This window comes from Mesorhizobium sp. M1406, from assembly GCF_040317555.1.
GTDB lineage: Bacteria > Pseudomonadota > Alphaproteobacteria > Rhizobiales > Rhizobiaceae > Mesorhizobium.
The window spans coordinates 71,374-89,299 of sequence record NZ_JAMYKW010000006.1; the positions used below are offsets into that span (position 1 = coordinate 71,374).

Sequence of the window (17,926 nt, forward strand, 5' to 3'; positions counted from 1 at the left end):
TCCATGTCCGCAACCGCAATTGGCCGCGCATCTGTCCTGCATTGGCTCAGCCCTTGGCAGCGGCGCTTGACCGTGCCGCCGAAGTCAGCGCCAATATGAGCGGGAACCAAGGTAGGGGAGCAAATATGCAGACGATCATCTGTGTGGCGACGCTTCTGTCGTCGGCCAGCGCGGCTTTCGCCTCAGGCGGCATCTGGTGCAACGTTGACGATGCCGCTGTGACATTCGACGTCGGTGCCGGCGTCACCAGAGGCATGGGCAGCCCACCTTCAACTTTCGCGGCGATCTCGAAATCAAGGCGAAGCCCGTCGGCGACGACCTGCGCAAGACGGCGTTCGAGGATTCCAACCTCACCCAGTACTGGCTGGACGGCAAGGAATTGCGGCTGAACATCTACCGCGAGCATCAGCTCGCGGATACCTACAACTATGTCGAGCTGACGATCCTGACCAAGACCAGCGACGAAGGCGTCTATGACGGCCAGTACACGCTCGCCGTCTATGACCATGCCGCCGACACGGACAAGGACGGCAAGACGGTCGAACTGACCGGAAAGGTCTCCTGCGGGGCCGAATGAACCTGAAATTACGCCGTGATGTCGATGACGCCGCAATCTCCGGCCGCACTGCCGAAAGCGACGCGGCGTTCTTCCTTGTCCCACATCATCGAGGTGATGGCGCCCTTGCCCGGCCGCCGCAACAGCACTTCCTTGGCGTCGGCAAAACGCACCGCCATCACCATGCCGTCATCATAGCCGACGGCGACGACATCCTGGCTCGGGTGGCAGGCGACAGCCGTCACCATGGCGTTGCCGCGCGTGCCGAGTTCCAGCGGTGCCTTGCCCATCGGACCGTCCTTGCCTGAAAACGGCCAGACGATCGCCGCCGGCGCGCCGGAACTCGCCAGCCACTTGCCCTTCGCGCTCCACGACAGACTCTTGACCTTGGCGGGATAACCGCTCATGCGCATGTGCTTGCCGTCGGCGAGCTTCCAGCCGTGCAATGCGTTTTCCTGCATGGTGGTGACCAGGAAGGCGCCATCCGGCGAGAAGGTGATGCCGGTGTGGGCGCCGGCCCATTCGAGCTCCACCGGCTTGCCCTCGGCGGCCGGGAAATGCAGCGTCGCGCCATTGTAGCGGGCAACGCCGAAGCGCATGCCCTTGGGCGAGAACGCCAGCCCCTCGACCGAGCGCGGATGGACGAATTCCCGGGTCTTGCCGTCGGCGAAGCGCACGTAGGCGGTCTTGCCGGTCGCATAGGCGATGGCGCCTTGCGGTCCGGCGGCAACGCTGGTGATCCACTTCTTGGCCGCGCTTGCCAATTCCGTGGCCTCGCCGCCCGCTTTCACGGCAAACACCTTGCCGTCCTCGCCGCCGGTGATCAGCCGGTCATTGGGGGCATCGTGAAAGGCGGCTAGCAGCCCGTCATTGGCCTGCACCGTCTTGTGGCCATGGTCCAGCCGGTGGATGGCGCCGTCGGCCATCGCGAAATGCGGCACGTCGCCGAGGAAGACGGCGGCGATGCAATGGCCTTCGAGATCAAGCGGGGCGACTGTGGGCATGACTATTCTATTCACCTGGACGAGATTGTAGAAACAGCCCGGGCGGCTTACTCGACGTTTGCGGTTCCGGCAACCATGAGATTCGGCAAGTCCCGAGAGGCGATTGTCAAAGCAGTCCTTTCTCCCGCAGATCGGTTGCAAACGTCGCCAGGGGCATCACCAGGGTCAAATCCGATTCTTGGAGGGGCTCGGCGCCATAGCTGGCATACCACCTTGCCGCTCGCTCGCTCTTGGCGTCGATGATGAGCAGGATACCGCCGCCCTCGCCAGCAAGTCGCAGGCAGCGCAACGCCGCGGCAGCAAGCAACTGGCCGCCGAGCCCTTGCCCTGCGACGGTGCGGTCGGTCGCGAGCCGTGCAAGCTTGAAGCCGGAAACCTCGTGTCGGGCTAAGCCTCTCGTCATGTCTTCGGGCACGGTTTCGTAGGCGATTGCAGACGGTGCGATCGTATAGAAACCGAAGATATGCTCCGAAGCCGCGTCATCGACCGCACAGAAGGTCTTGGCTGCATTCTGATCGTGGCTCTGTCGCGCGAAACGCCGTAGAAAATCGTTCATCTGCGCGTCGCCGCAATCGAAGGAAGCCCGATCATGACGTTTCGCAATCGGTTCTTCGTGCCAGGATGGAAGCGTCACAGAGTAGCCGGCAAGGCAGCGATCGCGGCCCTGAGCTTGGCGTTTGGCTTTGGCGGGTGCTCCAACAGGTCGAGGATGCGCGAGAAATCGCGACCGGACACCTTCGTCACCTCCGCTGCTTCGATCACGGCCTGCGCTTCGGGCACGACCTTGTCGAGGATAAAGTCGGCCATATCCTTGTGCGACAGCGCTGCGGCGCGGGAGATCATCGCCTTTTGCTCAGCCGGAATGCGGATTTGGTAGCGCTCGGTCTTGTTGTCGGCTGATCTAGGCATAGGTCACTCCTCGCCGCTAATATCGTGTACACATGATATGTGTACACGAGGAGATATTCAACCCGCAATGAGCAGCGCTACGAAGGATGACCTAGGCCTGGCAGGCGTCAAAGCTCTTTTTCAGCCGCTCGGCGTCGAGTTCACGGCCGATGAACACCAGCCGGCTCTCATGTTTCTCGCCGTCCTTCCAGGCGCGCTGATGGTCGCCCTCGATGATCATGTGGACACCCTGGATGACATAGCGCTCGTCATCGCCCTTGAGCGCGATGATGCCCTTCAGCCGCAGGATGTTGGGGCCTTCCATCTGGGTGATCTTCTCGATCCACGGGAAGAATTTCTTCGGGTCCATCTCGCCGCCGCGCAGCGACACCGACTGCACGGTCACGTCATGGATGTCGGAAGGATGCGCGTGATGGTGGTGATCGTGTCCGTCATGATCATGATGATCGTGGCCGTCATGGTCGTGGTCATGATGGTCGTGATCGTCATGCGCCTCGAGGAAATGCGGATCGTTTTCCAGTGCCCGGGACAGGTCGAACGCGCCGCGGTCGAGCACTTCGGACAAAGCGACGCCGGCTCGCGTCGTGCGATGGATCTTCGCCGCCGGATTAATGGCGCGGATCGTCGCCTCGACCTTGGCAAGCTCTTCGGGGGTGACGAGGTCGGTCTTGTTGAGCACGACGACGTCGGCGAAAGCAATCTGGTCCTCGGCTTCCCTGGAATCCTTGAGCCGCAGCGGCAGATGCTTGGCGTCGACCAGCGCCACCACCGCGTCGAGCCTGGTCTTGGAGCGCACGTCGTCGTCCATGAAGAAGGTCTGCGCCACCGGCACCGGATCGGCGAGCCCGGTGGTCTCGACCACGATGGCGTCGAAGCGGCCGGGTCGGCGCATCAGGCCCTCGACGACGCGGATCAGGTCGCCGCGCACCGTGCAGCAGACGCAGCCATTGTTCATCTCATAGATTTCCTCGTCGGATTCCACGATCAGGTCATTGTCGATGCCGATTTCGCCGAACTCGTTGACGATGACGGCGTAGCGTTTGCCGTGGTTTTCCGACAGGATGCGGTTGAGCAGCGTCGTCTTGCCGGCGCCGAGATAGCCGGTGAGAACGGTTACGGGAATCTGCGTCTGTGCGTCGCTCATGGGTTGCCTCGAACTATCTGGGCCGCGAAAGATCCGGCCATCGAAATGAGATTGTCGGCTCCATATAGGATGTGCGCCGGGCTTTTGCACGAGGCAAACCGATGGGCCAAACAAGCTGCTGCCATTACCGAATTTTGACTGGCGAGAGCCGCTGTGACCGCCTAGATCAGGACACAGGAGGCCAATTCGAGAGGCAAGAGATGTCCGGCAAGCCATCCTCCTTCCCATTGAGCCGGCGCCAGGCGCTCGGCTTGATCGCGGTCACGGCCGGCGGTGGTGCCTTCCTGCCCGCCTCCGCGATGGCCGCCCAATCTTCGGCTACCCAAGTTTCACCCTATGCCGGACTGGCTCTGTTCGAAACCGGCGCGGGCGTGTGCGTCATTACGCCTGAGGTGACCGAGGGACCGTTCTATTTCGACCCGAAACTCGAACGTGCCGATGTCACCGAAGGCAAGAAGGGCATTGCTCTTGCTGTCCGGCTGCAGGTCGTCGACGCCGGCTGCCGCCCGCTTGCCGGCGCTCGCGTCGACATCTGGCATTGCGACGCCCAAGGTGCCTATTCGGGCTATCCGGGACAAGGTGACGGCAGGGATGTCGATACATCGGGCCAGACCTTCCTGCGCGGTTGGCAGAAGACCGATGCAAGCGGCATCGTTTCCTTCGCCACCATCTATCCCGGCTGGTATCGCGGTCGCACCACCCATATCCATTTCAAGGTTTTCCCCGACGACAGTTCGGTGATGACCGGCCAGTTGTTTTTCCCCGACGGTCTCAGCGAGCAGATATTCACCACCGTCGCACCCTACAATGACCGGCCCGGCAAGCGCGACACCTCGAACGCCAGCGACGGCATCGCCAGGCGGGCCGGACCGCTGTCGCAGGCAGCACTGCGCGAGGTGGAGGATGTCTATCAGGCGCTGATGATCGTCGCGGTGAAGCCCAGCTGAGCGGCATTCCCTCACGCACCCTGCCCACGGCGAAAACTCCGGCCGCGAAAACTCGTTTGTCATCTAACTGAAATAAACATCTGGCATTAGCCACGGCGGACACCACAATTGCTTGCCGGCAAAGCTGTTTGAAGCGCCGGAATCTTTTTGATCGTCGATTGCCAACCGGCCGGCTGCCTCTATGCTACCCGCACCGGTACGGCCGAAGAGGGATGACCATGGCCAAGGCGGACAAGACTGCGACAATGAGCCGGCTGCATTCGGCGGCAAGGCTGGCAAGAACCGCGCTGGCGGCACGGCTTCTGGCGCACGGCTTCTATGCCGGCCAGGACCAGATCATGCTGTCGCTCGACCGTGAAGATGGCCAGACGCCTGGCAATCTGGCCGGACGCCTCGGCGTGCGCCCGCCCACCATTACCAAGACCATCAACCGGCTTCAGGCCCAGGGTTTCCTGGAGAAGCGCGCCTCCGAGGCCGATGCCCGCCAGGCGCATATCTTCCTCACCGACACCGGGCGCGACATCATTCACGCTATCGAGAAATCGGTGAAGAAGACGGAAAAGCAGGCGCTGAAAGGCCTCGACAAGAAGGACCAGAAGACGCTGTTCAAGCTGCTCGCCCGCATCGAGGCCAACCTCTCGAACGAAGAACTGGCGTTGATCGACGACGACGCCGAGTTGGACGACTGATCGTACGGCAGGCGTTCAAGCCGCCGCTGCGGCCGATCCACGGATCAGCGAAGACCAGCGTCCCGGCGTCATGCCGAACGCCTTCTTGAATTGTCTGATGAAATGGCTTTGGTCGCTGAAGCCGGCGTCGACGGCGATCTGCGCCAATGGTTCGCCGGCGGCGATCATCCGCCGTGCGCGCTGAAGCCGGCGCATCACCAGAAAGCGATGCGGGCTGGTCGAGAAGGCGGCGCGGAAATGCCGTGACAGGGCATAGCGGTCGAGCCCGGTGACCGCTTCCAGTTCGCCCGAACGCACCGGCCGGGCGAGGTTTTCCGTAAGATAGTCGCGCGCCAGCATAGCCGCCCGCCACGCCGCTCTGGCCATTGGCTTGGCAGGTTGGCCGGCATGCCGTGTCAGGCTTTGCATCAGTTGCGTCAGGAAGTCGACGACGAACAACTCGTCGAGTTCCTGCTCCAGCGGCCCCAGCGCCGAAAGCAGCGTTGCGCGGAAGGCCGCGTCCGTCACCACGCCATCCCCAACAAAAGGCAGCGAAGCGCCGCCAAGGCAGTCGAGCATCAGCGACGGCTCCAGGTAGAGCATTCGGTACCCGCGCCGCCGTCATGCAACTCGTCGGGATGCAGCACGATGATCTGGCCGGGCAGGCTGTGGCGCGTCTCGCCGAGATAGCGAAACGTCTGCACCCCGTGCAGCGTCACGCCGATCGCATAGGTATCGTGACGATGCAGGTCGAAGGCGCTGCCATGGAACCGCGCCTCGATGCGCTCCATGCCGGCGGGGTCGGAGGCGGAGATGATGCAGTTTTCCGCCGCATCGACGCACAAACGTCCAAGACCCCTAAAGGCCTGGCTGTCTAGATCGTGAGACATCGTCTCCTTCAGTCCCGAAACCGGGGCGCAACCTCGAATGGTCTATTTTCTCATGTTCGATACCAAATTTGCAATCGTGCTCAGGCAGGATCTGCCGGTCTGGCAGAAACTCAACGTCACCGCCTTCCTGACCAGCGGCATCGCCGCGCAGTTTCCCGACATCATCGGCGAGCCCTATCGCGACCGCGCTGGCAATCTCTACAACCCGCTGTCTATCCAGCCCGTCATCGTGCTGTCCGCCGACCATGCGACGCTGGGCACCATCCACCAGGCGCACGCTGGAGCGCGGCGTGACCACCTCGCTCTATGTCGAGGAGATGTTTTCGACCAGCTTCGACGCCGCCAACCGCGCCGTCTTCGCCGAATTCGCGCCTGACGACGCCAAGGTGGTCGGTTTAGCGCTTCGCGCCGACAAGAAGCTGGTCGACAAGATCACCAAGGGTGCCCGCATGCATCCGTAGGATCAAAGCTCAATCGGCTGGCTGTCGCCGATCGAGAAGGGCGGCATAGAGTGCCGCCAACAATGCGAGTGCCGCCGATATCAACATCATGGTGAAAAGCGCATGGATCGAATCGGCAAGGAACAGACCAGCGATGGAGGCTATGAGCGCTCCGCCACCGATCCTCATTGCGGCGGCTAGTCCTGCAGCGGTGCCAACAAGATCGGGTCGTACCGACAAAGCGCCGCTGTTCGCGGCAGGCATGGTCAGTCCATTACCTACGCCGATGAACACGCAAGGCCCAAAGAAGGCCAGAACGCCGCTGATACCAAAAGTCGATAGAGCCAGACCGACCAACAGGCCTGCGCAAGTCAGGAGGCGCGCAAGAACAAGTGTGGCGCTCAGCGAGTTCTTCGAGGCGTAACGGCCAGCCAGATAGCTGCCGAGAATGAAGCCGGTAGGAACCAATCCCATGTAAAAGCCGAGCTTCGCGCTTGATCCGCCGAGCGCGTCGCCGACGACCAAAGGTGCCCCTCCCAGGAACACATAAAGCACCCCCATCGAGCACGCCATACACATTGTGTAGGCCCAAAACCGTGCCGAACCTAGGAGCAACCTGTATGAGTCAACGTAGTTCCTGTTCGATCTCGACAATTGGGTGGCCGTTCTTCTGAGCTCGCGCATGGATAAGGCGAAGGCGGCCGCACCGAGGATCGCAAAGACAACGAAGCTTGACCGCCATCCGAATAGTTCATCCAGTGACCCACCAAACAAAGGACCGATCATGGGCGCAAGCGCCCAGCCCATGGCGAGATAGCCGAATTTACTGGCGGCTTCGCGCTCACCTGATGTCTCTTTGACAATGACCAGAGCGACTGAATAGCAGGGGCCAATGCATGCCTGCATCGCGCGAAACAGCAGGAAAATGCCGATATTGGGGGCCAGAGCACAGCCAATAGACGCGGCGATGAAGATCGAGAGAGATATCAAGACGACCGGCCGGCGCCCAAATCGGTCCGATATGACGCCTCCGATGGCCTCGATGACGGCGGTGATGATCGCAAAGCCGGCAACAGATAGATTGACCAGTGCGAAATCAGCCTGGAACGCTGCGGCAATATTCGGCAGCGACGGCAAGATCATGTTCACCGGCAGCACTGCAAGAGCCGAAAGCAAGATGAGGGTAATTAGTCGGGGTGGAGCAGCGGGTCCGGGGATGACCGTCTCCCCGGATATGTCTGTGCTCGGACCCCGAGTGGGGTTGTCGCTCGCCATGGTCTTCGCCTTGTCAGGAGGGTAATGTGATGGTCTGACGAGGCGGCCCAATTCCGGGCATAAAAAAAGGCCCCGTCAGGAGCCTGCCTACCGCGCATGGGATGCTTTCGCCGGATGGTTTACACCATCCTGCCCATGCGCCCCCTTACTACGATGAAAACCGTTGCGATGTTCATTGCATTAGGGCTAGGCGCAAAGTTGTATGTCGTCAAGACCGCATGCTTTCGACATCGATCAAGTGGAGGTTTCGCGGGGCCTTCGAATACCATTCGGTGTTGCACCGTGGTTTGCCCTGATTTTTGCAGTTGTGGCCGTAACGGCTATTCGCCGCGCCACTAGGCCGTCGGGGACGGTGAACGCCGGCGCGATGTCAGGTGATAGACGAGAGCTAAGCCTGTCGCCGCGTCTTGTTGTGCCAGGCGCTTTTGGCTTGCCGGGAGCCGGCAATTCCCGCAAAGGTGGGCTTCAGCCAGCTTCCCACCCGGCCTGCAAGTGAGTGCTCCCCAAAGATATCCAGAAAGCGCGACGCCCCCGGTGGCGATCCTGTGCATGCTTTCCAGCTATGTCTGCTTCACCTTCCTCGACACCAGCAGCAAGTATCTCGTCCTGGCCGGCGTTTCCGTGCTGATCGTCGCCTGGGTGCGCTTTGCCGTGCATGTGGTGCTGGTCGGCACGCTGCTGCGCGGCTGGCGCCAGCCGGCGCGATTTCGCCCGGTCAATCTGCCGGCACATGTCCTGCGCGGCCTGTTCCTGTTTGGATCGACCATATTCAACGTCTTGGCGCTGCGGTCCCTGCAACTGGCCGAGACCACCTCGATCTATTTCTTCGGGCCGATGGTGATCACGGCGCTGGCTGGTCCGCTGCTTGGTGAGTGGGCCGGCTGGCGCCGCTGGCTGGCGATCCTGGCGGCCTTTGCGGGGGTTCTCATCATCACCCGGCCAGGCGTCGGGGTTTTCGGCATCGGGCATCTCTTCGCGCTCGGCTCGATGCTGTCGAACTGCTTGTACGTCATCATGACGCGCCGCATGTCGGCGACCGAGACGTCGGAGAGCCTGATCCTGTTCTCGGCGCTGGCGCCGGCGCTGCTGCTGTTGCCCTTGCTGCCGTTTTCGTTTTCGCTCCCACATGACGGCTGGCACTGGTTCGTGCTGCTCATGCTTGGCGTGTTCGGCGGCGTCGGCCACTGGCTGCTGGTTCAGGCCTACCGGCTGGCGACGACCACGGCATTGGCGCCCTATCCCTATTCCCAGATGGTGTGGATGATCATTTCCGGCTGGATCGTCTTCAAGCAGTTTCCCGACCGCTGGACGCTGGTCGGAGCCGCCATCATCGTCGCCAGCGGCCTCTACATCGTCCACCGCGAGCACCGGCTTCGGCTGCAGAGCCGCGCGGCCTCGGATGTCGAGGCGGAAGCGCTGGCAAAAAAACTTTGATTTGCCTCCGATCGGTGGCATAACGCCGCCTTTAAACAGTTTAGGTCTGAATTCAGGTCGTTCGGGGGGCGCAAGGCGCTGGCACAGAAAATCAAGCTTTCGACGATCGCGGATGCGCTCGGCGTGTCCACGGCCACGGTCTCGCTGGCGCTGCGCGACAGCCCTCTGGTTGCCGGAATCACCCGCGACCGCATCAAGGAACACGCCCGCGCCATCGGCTATATCTACAACCGCCGCGCCGCCAGCCTGCGCACCTCGCGGTCGGGCATTGTCGGCGTTGTCGTCCACGACATCATGAACCCGTTCTTCGCCGAGATCCTGCGCTCGATCGAAAGCGAGCTCGACCGCAGCCGGCAGACCTTCATCCTGTCCAACCACTATGATCAGCTCGAAAAGCAGCGCACTTTCATCGACACGCTTTTGCAGCTCGGCGCCGACGGGGTCATCATGTCGCCGGCCATCGGCACACCGGCCTCCGACATCGTGATGGCCGAGGAGAACGGCCTGCCGGCGGTGCTGATCGCGCGCACCGTCGAGGGCGCCGACGTGCCGGTCTTTCGCGGCGACGATGCCTATGGCACCGGGCTCGCAACCAACCATCTGATCTCACTCGGCCACAAGCGCATCGCCATGATCGGCGGCACCGACCAGACCTCGACCGGCCGCGACCGCTACCAGGGCTATGTCAACGCCATGGACGCGGCCGGGCTGGAAGTCAGGCCGTCCTGGCGCATCGCCGGCCCGCGCACCAAGCAGGCCGGCTTCGAGGCAGCCGGCCAGTTCCTGGCGCTGAAGGACAGACCGACGGCTGCCTGCTGCTGGAACGACCTCGTTGCCATCGGCCTCATGAACGGCATTGCCCGCGCCGGCCTGGTGCCTGGCGTCGATATCTCCGTCACCGGCTATGACGATCTCGAAGAGGCGGCGATCGCGACGCCGGCGCTGACCACCGTCTGGAACGGACAGCGCGAGGTTGGCCGCCGCGCCGCCAGCGCGCTGCTCGACAAGCTCAACGGGCAGATGGTGCGGCCCTCGCAGGAATTGATCAAGCCGGAACTGCATGTGCGTCAGTCGACCGGCAAGCCGGTGGAGCGTGCATGACCAAGGCCGAACAGCTGCAAACCGTCGCCATCCTGGTGCCGGGCGATTTCAACGATCATGCGATCGACCGCATCAACCGCACATTCAGGCGTGTCACAATCGAACGCGCCGATCCGTCCCTGGTCACCGACGAGATGCGCGGCAACGTGCGTGGCATTGCTTCGTTTGCCGGCATCAACGCGGCGATGATGGATGCCCTGCCCAATCTCGAACTCATCGCTTCCTTCGGCGTCGGCTATGATTCGGTCGATGTCGGCCATGCGGCGGCGAAAAACATCATGGTCACCAACACCCCCGACGTGCTGACCGAGGAGGTTGCCGACACCGCCATCGGGCTGCTGATCAACACTGTCCGCGACCTGCCGCGCGCCGAAACCTGGCTGCGCGACGGCAGTTGGGTGCGCAAGGGCAACTATCCGCTGAGCCGGCTGACCTTGCGCGGGCGCAGTGTGGGTATTTTTGGCATGGGCCGCATCGGGCAAGCTATCGCCCGGCGGCTCGAAGCTTTCGGCCTGCCGGTTTCCTACCACAACCGGCGTCAGGTTGAAGGCTTGAGTTATCAGTATCACCCGACGCTGAAAGGGCTTGCCGAAGCCGTCGATACCCTGATTTCGGTGGCACCTGGCGGAGCTTCGACGGAGAAGGCGGTCAATGCCGAAATCCTGTCGGCGCTTGGCGCCGACGGCGTCTTCGTCAACATCGGCCGTGGCAGCACGGTCGATGAGACGGCGCTTGCGGCATCACTCGCCAACGGCATCATCGCCGCTGCCGGCCTCGATGTCTTTGCCGACGAACCGAACGTGCCCAAGGCGTTGCTCGACGCGCCAAACACCTCGCTGTTGCCGCATGTCGGCTCGGCTTCGGACCACACCCGCCGCGCCATGGCCGACCTGTGCGTCGACAATCTGGTGTCCTGGTTCACCGAGCGCCGCCCGCTGACGCCGGTGCCCGAGACGGCTGGGGTCAGGGCTCGTGGCTGAGCCGCGGCTGCCACACTTATTAACGTCAGCTTAACCCTTTGGAATCATTCTTTATCCTGTGCGTGTGCGTGGATGAAGAATGATGAAAGCACTTTCCGCATTGATCGCTGCCGCAGCGCTGTTTGGCGGCATTCAGCTGTTTCACGGTGGCAGCGGTGAAAGTGCCGCCGACGAAGTCGCGCCGTCCAACAGCTACAGGTTGGTCGCCAATGGCGATGAGGCGGCCTGTGCGGTCAGCCGCGGGGCCGAAATTTCGGATGGCTTGGCCCTGCTCACCGTTGCTCCGAAATGCCGCCGGCTCTTGCCGGGCATAGAGCAGGCGAAGTTCTGGCGCGAGCAAAACGACGGCACGGTCGCCTTCAGCGCCAACGGTGTCGATGCGATCGTCACATTCGCGGCTGCCGACGGCGACGGCTATGAATCCTATGCCCCGGCCGCGCCACTTCTGTCGCTGGCGGCTACCGGTGATTCGAAATCCGGCGATTGATTATTCGGCCGCGGCCCGCGCGCCAGCCTTCGCCGCGGCGTGCAGGCGAACCGCATCGCCGAAGGCACGGAATATTTTCGTCGAGTTGCTGTCCGATTTGACCCAATATTCCGGATGCCATTGCACGCCGACGGCGAAGGCGCGGGCATCCCTGACCGACACCGCCTCGACCGTGCCGTCGCTGGCGACGGCCTCGATCTGCAGCTTCGGGCCGAGCCGGTCGACGGCTTGGCGGTGTACGGAATTGACCATGATATCACCCTCGCCGAACACACCGGCCAGGCAGCTTCCGGGCTTGATCGTCACCTTTTGCCGGATACCGAAGCGTTCGTCCTGATTGTCGCTCACCGGCGCACGGTGATCCAGCGAACCCTCACGCTCCTGGATCTCGGTGCCGAGCGTGCCGCCCAGCGCCACGTTCATCTCCTGGATGCCGCGGCAGATGGCGAGCAGCGGCACGCCGCGCTCGATCGCCCGGCGGATCAGCGGCAGCGTCGTGGCGTCGCGCGCCGGGTCATAGGGGCCGTTGGCTTCGCTGGCATCGCCGCCATAGAGCGAAGGATGCACATTGGATTTCGAGCCGGTGACCATGACGCCGTCGACCGACGACAGAAGTTCGTCGAAGTCGAGCCGGTCGCCGAATGATGGCACAAGCACCGGGAACACGCCGGCGCCGGTGATCGCCGCTTCCAGATATTGCTGCGGGGCGGCATGCCAGGTGTAGTTGTCGAACTGACGGACGTCGGTCGATATGGCGACGAGCGGCTGATGCATTTTGGCTCTGTGTTCCATCTGGGCAAGGGGATGTCCTGCCTCTAAAATAGGCGATCCCCGGCTATTTTTCCATGCCAAGTTTCAGCGTGTCGCATGGGCCACGAAACGGCCTGTTAGACTATAGTTGCAGGGCAGCTGGGCTTCGCCGTCAAATCGGGCCGCCGTGCTGGACTCGACTTCTTGCCCGTGTATTGTTTCGAGCGAACCGATATGGGAATCGAGGATATCCCCGAACATCGGTCTGTTGATCCGAAAGGGAGGAACTTCATGGATCGTCGTTCATTCATTCGCAAGGCCGGTGTCACCGGCGTCGGTGCCGCGGCGGCGGCGGCCACGCTGGCGGCGCCAGCAATCGCTCAGTCCAATCCCAAGGTGACGTGGCGGCTGGCATCGTCCTTCCCGAAGTCGCTCGACACTATCTATGGCGGCGCCGAGGTGTTCTCCAAGATGCTGTCGGAGGCCACCGACGGCAATTTTCAGATCCAGGTCTTCGCCGCCGGCGAACTGGTGCCGGGCCTCCAGGCCGCCGACGCCACCACGGCCGGCACGGTCGAGGCCTGCCACACGGTGGCATATTATTACTGGGGCAAGGACCCGACATGGGCGCTTGGCGCGGCGGTTCCCTTCTCGCTCAACGCACGTGGCATGAATGCCTGGCACTACCATGGCGGCGGTATCGACCTGTTCAACGAGTTTCTCGCCACGCAGGGCCTTTTCGGCCTGCCGGGCGGCAACACCGGTGTGCAGATGGGCGGCTGGTTCCGCAAGGAAATCAACACGGTGGCCGACCTTTCCGGCCTCAAGATGCGCATCGGCGGCTTTGCCGGCAAGGTGGTGCAGAAGCTCGGCGTCGTGCCGCAGCAGATCGCCGGCGGCGATATCTACCCGGCGCTGGAAAAAGGCACTATCGACGCAGCCGAATGGGTCGGCCCCTATGACGACGAGAAGCTCGGCTTCTACAAGGTCGCGCCCTACTACTACTATCCCGGCTGGTGGGAAGGCGGCCCGACCGTCCACCTGATGTTCAACAAGGCGAAATACGACGAGCTTTCGCCGACGTACAAGTCGCTGCTGCGCACCGCGGCACAAGCCGCCGATGCCAACATGCTGCAGAAATACGATTATTTGAACCCCGCGGCGGTCAAGCGGCTGGTGGCCGGCGGCGCGAAACTGCGCCCGTTCAGCCAGGAGATCATGGCCGCCTGTTTCGAAAAGGCCAACGAGGTCTATGCCGAAATGGAAGCCTCCAACGCCCCGTTCAAGAAGATCTGGGAATCGATCAAGGGCTTCCGCAAGGAGCACTATCTCTGGGCGCAGGTGGCCGAATACAATTACGACACCTTCATGATGGTCCAGCAGCGCAACGGCAAACTGTAGCCCTATCTTATAGATGGGTTGCGCCGGCTAAGGATTAAAAGTCCGCGTCGCCCCTCATCCGCCTGCCGGCACCTTCTCCCCGTATAGTGACGGGGAGAAGAGAGCTGGCACCGGCCGCAGCGCCCTGCAACGCGGATGATCGGCGAAATCGGCGATGAAAGCATCCTTCTCCCCGTCACTATACCTATGGCATTCACGCATCTTTTTCCGCTCATGGACGGTGGTCAAAAATGCCAGCATTTTCAACGCCTGCATCCTAGCGCCGCCAAGGGATCATGACGACATCGCCCTCACTTAAGTCTTTGATTTCACGTTTCTTTAGCCGCCGCAGAAAGATGTGTGAATCCGATAGGTCACTATACGGGGAGAAGTGCCCGGCAGGGCGATGAGGGGCGGCGCGGACGCTTGTAACTAACAATCTGGGGCGGTAGCCACTCAGCTCCGGCCTGGCACCACCAGCACCTTTACCTCGCCGGGCGCCGGTGGATTGGCAATCACCGCGGCCGCGTGCTCGAGTGCCACCTGCCTGGAGATCAGCCTGTCGATCTCGATTGCACCCGATGCGATGAGTTCGGCGGCGCGGCGATGGGTGTACGGATTGAGGAAGGAACCGAGCACCTTCAGTTCCCGGAACAAAAGGTCGAAGGGCTCGAATTCCGCTTTCATGCCTTGCGGCGTCACGCCGACGATGACGACGGTGCCGCCGGCGCGGGTCAGCCGCATCGATTGCTCGACGGTCTCTCGCACGCCCGCGCATTCGAACACCACGTCGGCTCCGCCCGGCACCATGCCCGCCGGTCCGGCGATGGCTTCGATGACATCGGCGGCGGTCGGATCGACCGTCGCCGTGGCACCGAGTTCCTCGGCGAGCGCGCGCCGCGAGGCTTGCCTGGTCGACAGAATGACGGTGGTGGCGCCTGCCTGTCTTGCCAGTTGCACGGTGAGCAGGCCGATCACGCCGCCGCCCAGAACGACCACCGAGCTGCCCGGTTTGATCCCGGCAAGGTCCACGCCATGCAGACAACAACCGAGCGGCTCGCAGAATGCACCGTGCATCGGATCCAGGCCCACAGGCAGGACAAAAGCCTGCTTCTGCGGCAAGGCAAGGTATTCGGCAAAGCCGCCGTCGCGATGGATGCCGATGGCTTGCAGATTACTGCAGAGGTTGACCCGTCCGGCATGACAATGCGCGCAACGCCCGCAGGCGATGTTGGGGTCGCCGGTGACACGATCACCAATGGCAAAGCCGGATACGGATGTTCCGATCGCCTCGACGATGCCGGAGAATTCGTGGCCGGGAGTCACCGGCGGCGTGCAAGGAAATTCGCCGTGAAACAGATGCCGGTCTGTACCGCAGACGCCACAGGCTTCGACACGCACCAGAAGCTCGTCCGGCCCGATATCAGGTTTGTCGACTTCGCGCAGCGCGATGCTGCCCGCCGCTTCCAGTCGAACCGCCTTCATGATCTTGCCCATGCCGGGTTCAGTTGAAGCTTGGCGGCTGCGACAGATCCGGCTGCGGTGCTGCCGGTTGGGCCGGCGCCGGTTCGCCGAAGTTCGGCGGCTGCGACAGATCATCGGGCGCGGCGGGAGCGGCTGGTGCCGTGCCGCCGGCAGATGGTGTGCCGAGCGGCGACAGGCCGGGTGCCTCCGGCACCTTGTAATCGATCGTGCCCGGATCGACGGTCGTTCCCTTGTAGTGCATCACCATTTGCGGGAAGGCGATGGTCAGCCCGATCATGATCACCTGAATACAGACGAAGGGCACCGCGCCCCAATAGATCTGTCCAGTGGTCACGGGTGCGATCTGTTTGCCGGTGAGGCGGTCGAGATAGGGCACGCGGGCGGCCACCGAACGCAGGTAGAACAGGGCGAAGCCGAAGGGCGGGTGCATGAAGCTGGTCTGCATGTTGACGCCCAGAAGCACGCCGAACCAGATCAGGTCGATGCCGAGCTTGTCGGCGGCCGGCGCCAGCAGCGGCACGATGATGAAGGCGAGCTCGAAGAAGTCGAGGAAGAAGGCGAGGAAGAAGACGAGCAGGTTGACGCCGATCAGGAAGCCGACTTCGCCGCCCGGCAGCGAGGTGAGCAGGTGTTCGACCCAGATGTGGCCGTTGACGCCGTAGAAGGTCAGCGAGAACACCCGCGCGCCGATCAGGATGAACAGCACGAAGGACGACAGCCGCGTCGTCGAGGTCAGCGCCTGCTTGACCACGTCAAGCGACAGCCGGCCCTTTGCCGCCGCCATGATCAAGGCGCCGACGGAGCCCATGGCGCCGCCCTCGGTCGGGGTGGCGATGCCGAGGAAGATGGTGCCCAGAACCAGGAAGATCAGCGCCAGCGGCGGGATCAGCACGATGATCACCTGTTGCGCGAGCCTGGACATCATGTTGAAGTTCAAGCCTTTGTCGGCAATGGCCACGATGTAGATGAAGAACACGCCGGCAGTGGCGCCGAGAATGTCGGCATTGTCGCCATGGGCCGGCGCGAGATAGCGATACGCCGCGTAGGAAACCGCTGATGTGACCGCCAGCGCCACCAGCAAGGACATCACGCCATGGCCGAGCTTGCGGGCCTCGAGCGGCAGCGCCGGCATCGAGTTCGGCCGGATGATCGACATGATCAGGATGTAGAGCATGTAGAGGCCCGTGAGCACGAGGCCCGGGATCAGCGCGCCCGCATACATGTCGCCGACCGACCGGCCGAGCTGATCGGCGAGTACGATCAGCACCAGCGATGGCGGGATGATCTGGGCGAGCGTGCCCGACGCCGCGATGACGCCGGCCGCCACGCGCCGATCATAGCCGTAACGCAGCATGATCGGCAGCGAGATCAGGCCCATGGCAATGACGGATGCCGCCACCACGCCGGTGGTCGCCGCCAACAGCGCGCCGACGAAGATCACCGCATAGGCGAGGCCGCCGCGGATCGGCCCGAACAGCTGGCCTATCGTGTCGAGCAGATCTTCGGCCATGCCCGATCGTTCAAGCACGATGCCCATGAAGGTGAAGAACGGAATGGCCAGCAGCGTGTCGTTCGACATCACCCGGCTGCCGTAGAAATTATCCGGCAGTGCGTGCAGAAGCGGCCAGGCAAGATTGATCGATCCACCGGAATAGGGCGAGAGGAGCACACCGATGAAGAAGAACATCAAGCCGTTCGCGGCCAGCGAAAAGGCGACTGGATAGCCGATCAGCATGAACAGGATCAGCGAAGCGAACATGATCGGCGCCATGTTCTGGGCGATGAACTCCATCACGAGCGCACCTCGTCGGCCAGCGCCTTGGCTTCGAGCTCGGCCTGCTCATGCACCGATATGAAGGGATTGGGGTCGTCCATGTCGCCGCGCATGATGGCGATCTTCTTGATGATCTCGGAGATGCCTTGAAGTGCGAGCAGGAAAAAGCCGACCAGCAGGATGGCCTTGGCCGGCCAGATGATCAGCCCGCCGGAGTTGTTGGACATCTCGCCGCTGCGAAACGACAGCGACACATAGGGAACGAAATAGATCACCATCAGCGTCACGAACGGCATCAGGAAGAGGATATGGCCAAGCAGGTCGATCCAGTGCTGCATGCGGCGCGAAAACAGGCCGTAGACGACGTCGATGCGGATATGTTCGTTCTGCTTCAGCGTATAGGCGGCGGCCAGCATGAAGGCGGCGCCGAACAGATACCACTGCAGCTCGAGCCAGGCGTTCGAGGATATGTCGAACACCTTGCGGATGATGGCGTTGGCTGCGCTCACCAGGATCGCCAGCAGGATCAGCCACGAGACCCATTTGCCAATGAACTCATTCGCGCGATCGATGGTCCTGGATAGAGCGAGAAGCCCTGCCATGCATTCCTCCCTGTGTGTCGGAGGCGTGCCGGCTCCCCCTTATTGCCCGTCACGCCGCGTGGTCCAACGGTATGCCGCGCGTGGACTGACGGGTCAACAA

18 protein-coding genes and 2 pseudogenes are annotated in these 17,926 nt (G+C 62.5%); 9 read left to right on the forward strand and 11 right to left on the reverse strand.

Annotation, left to right across the window (positions count from 1 at the left end; genetic code table 11):
* Window positions 1–46 precede the first annotated feature (46 nt).
* Window positions 47–406, reverse strand: coding sequence for a hypothetical protein (locus NKH03_RS08060; RefSeq protein ID WP_352967983.1), 360 nt, complete (start codon window positions 404–406; stop codon window positions 47–49).
* Between NKH03_RS08060 and NKH03_RS08065 the strand changes: the two genes are divergently transcribed.
* On the forward strand, window positions 380–577 hold the full coding sequence (locus NKH03_RS08065) for a hypothetical protein (RefSeq protein ID WP_352967984.1): 198 nt from the start codon (window positions 380–382) through the stop codon (window positions 575–577). The genes NKH03_RS08060 and NKH03_RS08065 overlap by 27 nt on opposite strands.
* Window positions 578–585: 8 nt before the next feature.
* Here NKH03_RS08065 and NKH03_RS08070 read toward each other — a convergent pair whose 3' ends face one another.
* The 4 genes from NKH03_RS08070 to NKH03_RS08085 all read right to left on the reverse strand — a co-directional run bounded on the left by NKH03_RS08070 (window position 586) and on the right by NKH03_RS08085 (window position 3,613).
* Window positions 586–1,560 (reverse strand): WD40 repeat domain-containing protein, encoded by a 975-nt coding sequence (locus NKH03_RS08070; RefSeq protein ID WP_352869245.1) that lies wholly within the window; start codon window positions 1,558–1,560, stop codon window positions 586–588.
* Window positions 1,561–1,666: 106 nt separating this feature from the next.
* Window positions 1,667–2,194 (reverse strand): GNAT family N-acetyltransferase, encoded by a 528-nt coding sequence (locus tag NKH03_RS08075; protein ID WP_352869243.1) that lies wholly within the window; start codon window positions 2,192–2,194, stop codon window positions 1,667–1,669.
* Window positions 2,191–2,469 (reverse strand): type II toxin-antitoxin system TacA family antitoxin, encoded by a 279-nt coding sequence (locus NKH03_RS08080; RefSeq protein ID WP_352869241.1) that lies wholly within the window; start codon window positions 2,467–2,469, stop codon window positions 2,191–2,193. The genes NKH03_RS08075 and NKH03_RS08080 overlap by 4 nt, the downstream gene beginning before the upstream one ends.
* Window positions 2,470–2,560: 91 nt before the next feature.
* Window positions 2,561–3,613 carry a CobW family GTP-binding protein gene (locus tag NKH03_RS08085; protein WP_352880064.1) on the reverse strand — a complete coding sequence of 351 codons (1,053 nt, stop codon included), beginning with the start codon at window positions 3,611–3,613 and terminating at the stop codon, window positions 2,561–2,563.
* A 200-nt stretch (window positions 3,614–3,813) separates the two neighbouring features.
* Here NKH03_RS08085 and NKH03_RS08090 point away from each other — a divergent pair, with 200 nt between their 5' ends.
* Both NKH03_RS08090 and NKH03_RS08095 read left to right on the forward strand, forming a co-directional pair.
* Window positions 3,814–4,560 carry an intradiol ring-cleavage dioxygenase gene (locus NKH03_RS08090; RefSeq protein WP_352967985.1) on the forward strand — a complete coding sequence of 249 codons (747 nt, stop codon included), beginning with the start codon at window positions 3,814–3,816 and terminating at the stop codon, window positions 4,558–4,560.
* 218 nt (window positions 4,561–4,778) lie between these two features.
* Window positions 4,779–5,249 carry a MarR family winged helix-turn-helix transcriptional regulator gene (locus NKH03_RS08095; protein ID WP_352869234.1) on the forward strand — a complete coding sequence of 157 codons (471 nt, stop codon included), beginning with the start codon at window positions 4,779–4,781 and terminating at the stop codon, window positions 5,247–5,249.
* A gap of 15 nt (window positions 5,250–5,264) precedes the next feature.
* On the opposite strand, the pseudogene NKH03_RS08100 reads toward NKH03_RS08095, so the two are convergent.
* Window positions 5,265–6,118 (reverse strand): annotated as a pseudogene (locus NKH03_RS08100) (AraC family transcriptional regulator).
* Window positions 6,119–6,170: 52 nt separating this feature from the next.
* On the opposite strand from NKH03_RS08100, the pseudogene NKH03_RS08105 reads away from it, so the two are divergent.
* Window positions 6,171–6,579 (forward strand): annotated as a pseudogene (locus NKH03_RS08105) (DUF2000 family protein).
* A gap of 9 nt (window positions 6,580–6,588) precedes the next feature.
* On the opposite strand, the gene NKH03_RS08110 reads toward NKH03_RS08105, so the two are convergent.
* A complete protein-coding gene (locus NKH03_RS08110; protein ID WP_352967986.1) occupies window positions 6,589–7,833 on the reverse strand; it encodes a multidrug effflux MFS transporter in 1,245 nt (414 codons plus the stop codon).
* 549 nt (window positions 7,834–8,382) lie between these two features.
* On the opposite strand from NKH03_RS08110, the gene NKH03_RS08115 reads away from it, so the two are divergent.
* The 4 genes from NKH03_RS08115 to NKH03_RS08130 all read left to right on the forward strand — a co-directional run bounded on the left by NKH03_RS08115 (window position 8,383) and on the right by NKH03_RS08130 (window position 11,835).
* Window positions 8,383–9,267, forward strand: a complete 885-nt coding sequence (locus NKH03_RS08115; RefSeq protein WP_352967987.1) for a DMT family transporter — start codon at window positions 8,383–8,385, stop codon at window positions 9,265–9,267.
* A gap of 78 nt (window positions 9,268–9,345) precedes the next feature.
* Window positions 9,346–10,368, forward strand: coding sequence for a LacI family DNA-binding transcriptional regulator (locus tag NKH03_RS08120; RefSeq protein WP_352869391.1), 1,023 nt, complete (start codon window positions 9,346–9,348; stop codon window positions 10,366–10,368).
* Complete coding sequence (locus NKH03_RS08125) at window positions 10,365–11,348, forward strand: 2-hydroxyacid dehydrogenase (RefSeq protein WP_352967988.1); 984 nt, start codon at window positions 10,365–10,367, stop codon at window positions 11,346–11,348. Before NKH03_RS08120 ends, NKH03_RS08125 begins: the two co-directional genes overlap by 4 nt.
* Window positions 11,349–11,430: 82 nt before the next feature.
* A complete protein-coding gene (locus tag NKH03_RS08130) occupies window positions 11,431–11,835 on the forward strand; it encodes a hypothetical protein (RefSeq protein ID WP_352968077.1) in 405 nt (134 codons plus the stop codon).
* Here the strand turns inward: NKH03_RS08130 and NKH03_RS08135 are convergent, their stop codons facing one another.
* Window positions 11,836–12,609 carry a gamma-glutamyl-gamma-aminobutyrate hydrolase family protein gene (locus NKH03_RS08135; RefSeq protein ID WP_352880071.1) on the reverse strand — a complete coding sequence of 258 codons (774 nt, stop codon included), beginning with the start codon at window positions 12,607–12,609 and terminating at the stop codon, window positions 11,836–11,838. It lies immediately after the preceding gene.
* Window positions 12,610–12,876: 267 nt separating this feature from the next.
* On the opposite strand from NKH03_RS08135, the gene NKH03_RS08140 reads away from it, so the two are divergent.
* Window positions 12,877–13,986 (forward strand): TRAP transporter substrate-binding protein, encoded by a 1,110-nt coding sequence (locus NKH03_RS08140; RefSeq protein ID WP_126067370.1) that lies wholly within the window; start codon window positions 12,877–12,879, stop codon window positions 13,984–13,986.
* A 435-nt stretch (window positions 13,987–14,421) separates the two neighbouring features.
* Here NKH03_RS08140 and NKH03_RS08145 read toward each other — a convergent pair whose 3' ends face one another.
* Genes NKH03_RS08145 through NKH03_RS08155 form a run of 3 tightly spaced genes read right to left on the reverse strand, consistent with a single transcriptional unit; the run spans window position 14,422 to window position 17,826 of the window.
* Window positions 14,422–15,450, reverse strand: a complete 1,029-nt coding sequence (locus NKH03_RS08145; RefSeq protein ID WP_352968078.1) for a zinc-dependent alcohol dehydrogenase family protein — start codon at window positions 15,448–15,450, stop codon at window positions 14,422–14,424.
* A 19-nt stretch (window positions 15,451–15,469) separates the two neighbouring features.
* Entirely contained in the window at window positions 15,470–17,242 is a 1,773-nt protein-coding gene (locus NKH03_RS08150; RefSeq protein ID WP_352880073.1) for a TRAP transporter large permease, read from the reverse strand.
* Window positions 17,242–17,826: a TRAP transporter small permease subunit gene (locus tag NKH03_RS08155; RefSeq protein WP_352869223.1), complete on the reverse strand. Its 585-nt coding sequence runs from the start codon at window positions 17,824–17,826 to the stop codon at window positions 17,242–17,244. The genes NKH03_RS08150 and NKH03_RS08155 overlap by 1 nt, the downstream gene beginning before the upstream one ends.
* Between the last annotated feature and the right edge of the window lie 100 nt (window positions 17,827–17,926).

Excerpts from the sequence above, each read along its gene's own strand:
- NKH03_RS08060 (WP_352967983.1), bottom strand. The coding sequence starts at position 406 with ATGCTCGCGGTAGATGTTCAGCCGCAATTCCTTGCCGTCCAGCCAGTA.
- NKH03_RS08070 (WP_352869245.1), bottom strand. The coding sequence starts at position 1,560 with ATGCCCACAGTCGCCCCGCTTGATCTCGAAGGCCATTGCATCGCCGCC.
- NKH03_RS08080 (WP_352869241.1), bottom strand. The coding sequence starts at position 2,469 with ATGCCTAGATCAGCCGACAACAAGACCGAGCGCTACCAAATCCGCATT.
- NKH03_RS08085 (WP_352880064.1), bottom strand. The coding sequence starts at position 3,613 with ATGAGCGACGCACAGACGCAGATTCCCGTAACCGTTCTCACCGGCTAT.
- NKH03_RS08090 (WP_352967985.1), top strand. The coding sequence starts at position 3,814 with ATGTCCGGCAAGCCATCCTCCTTCCCATTGAGCCGGCGCCAGGCGCTC.
- NKH03_RS08095 (WP_352869234.1), top strand. The coding sequence starts at position 4,779 with ATGGCCAAGGCGGACAAGACTGCGACAATGAGCCGGCTGCATTCGGCG.
- NKH03_RS08110 (WP_352967986.1), bottom strand. The coding sequence starts at position 7,833 with ATGGCGAGCGACAACCCCACTCGGGGTCCGAGCACAGACATATCCGGG.
- NKH03_RS08115 (WP_352967987.1), top strand. The coding sequence starts at position 8,383 with ATGCTTTCCAGCTATGTCTGCTTCACCTTCCTCGACACCAGCAGCAAG.
- NKH03_RS08125 (WP_352967988.1), top strand. The coding sequence starts at position 10,365 with ATGACCAAGGCCGAACAGCTGCAAACCGTCGCCATCCTGGTGCCGGGC.
- NKH03_RS08130 (WP_352968077.1), top strand. The coding sequence starts at position 11,431 with ATGAAAGCACTTTCCGCATTGATCGCTGCCGCAGCGCTGTTTGGCGGC.
- NKH03_RS08135 (WP_352880071.1), bottom strand. The coding sequence starts at position 12,609 with ATGCATCAGCCGCTCGTCGCCATATCGACCGACGTCCGTCAGTTCGAC.
- NKH03_RS08140 (WP_126067370.1), top strand. The coding sequence starts at position 12,877 with ATGGATCGTCGTTCATTCATTCGCAAGGCCGGTGTCACCGGCGTCGGT.
- NKH03_RS08145 (WP_352968078.1), bottom strand. The coding sequence starts at position 15,450 with ATGAAGGCGGTTCGACTGGAAGCGGCGGGCAGCATCGCGCTGCGCGAA.
- NKH03_RS08150 (WP_352880073.1), bottom strand. The coding sequence starts at position 17,242 with ATGGAGTTCATCGCCCAGAACATGGCGCCGATCATGTTCGCTTCGCTG.
- NKH03_RS08155 (WP_352869223.1), bottom strand. The coding sequence starts at position 17,826 with ATGGCAGGGCTTCTCGCTCTATCCAGGACCATCGATCGCGCGAATGAG.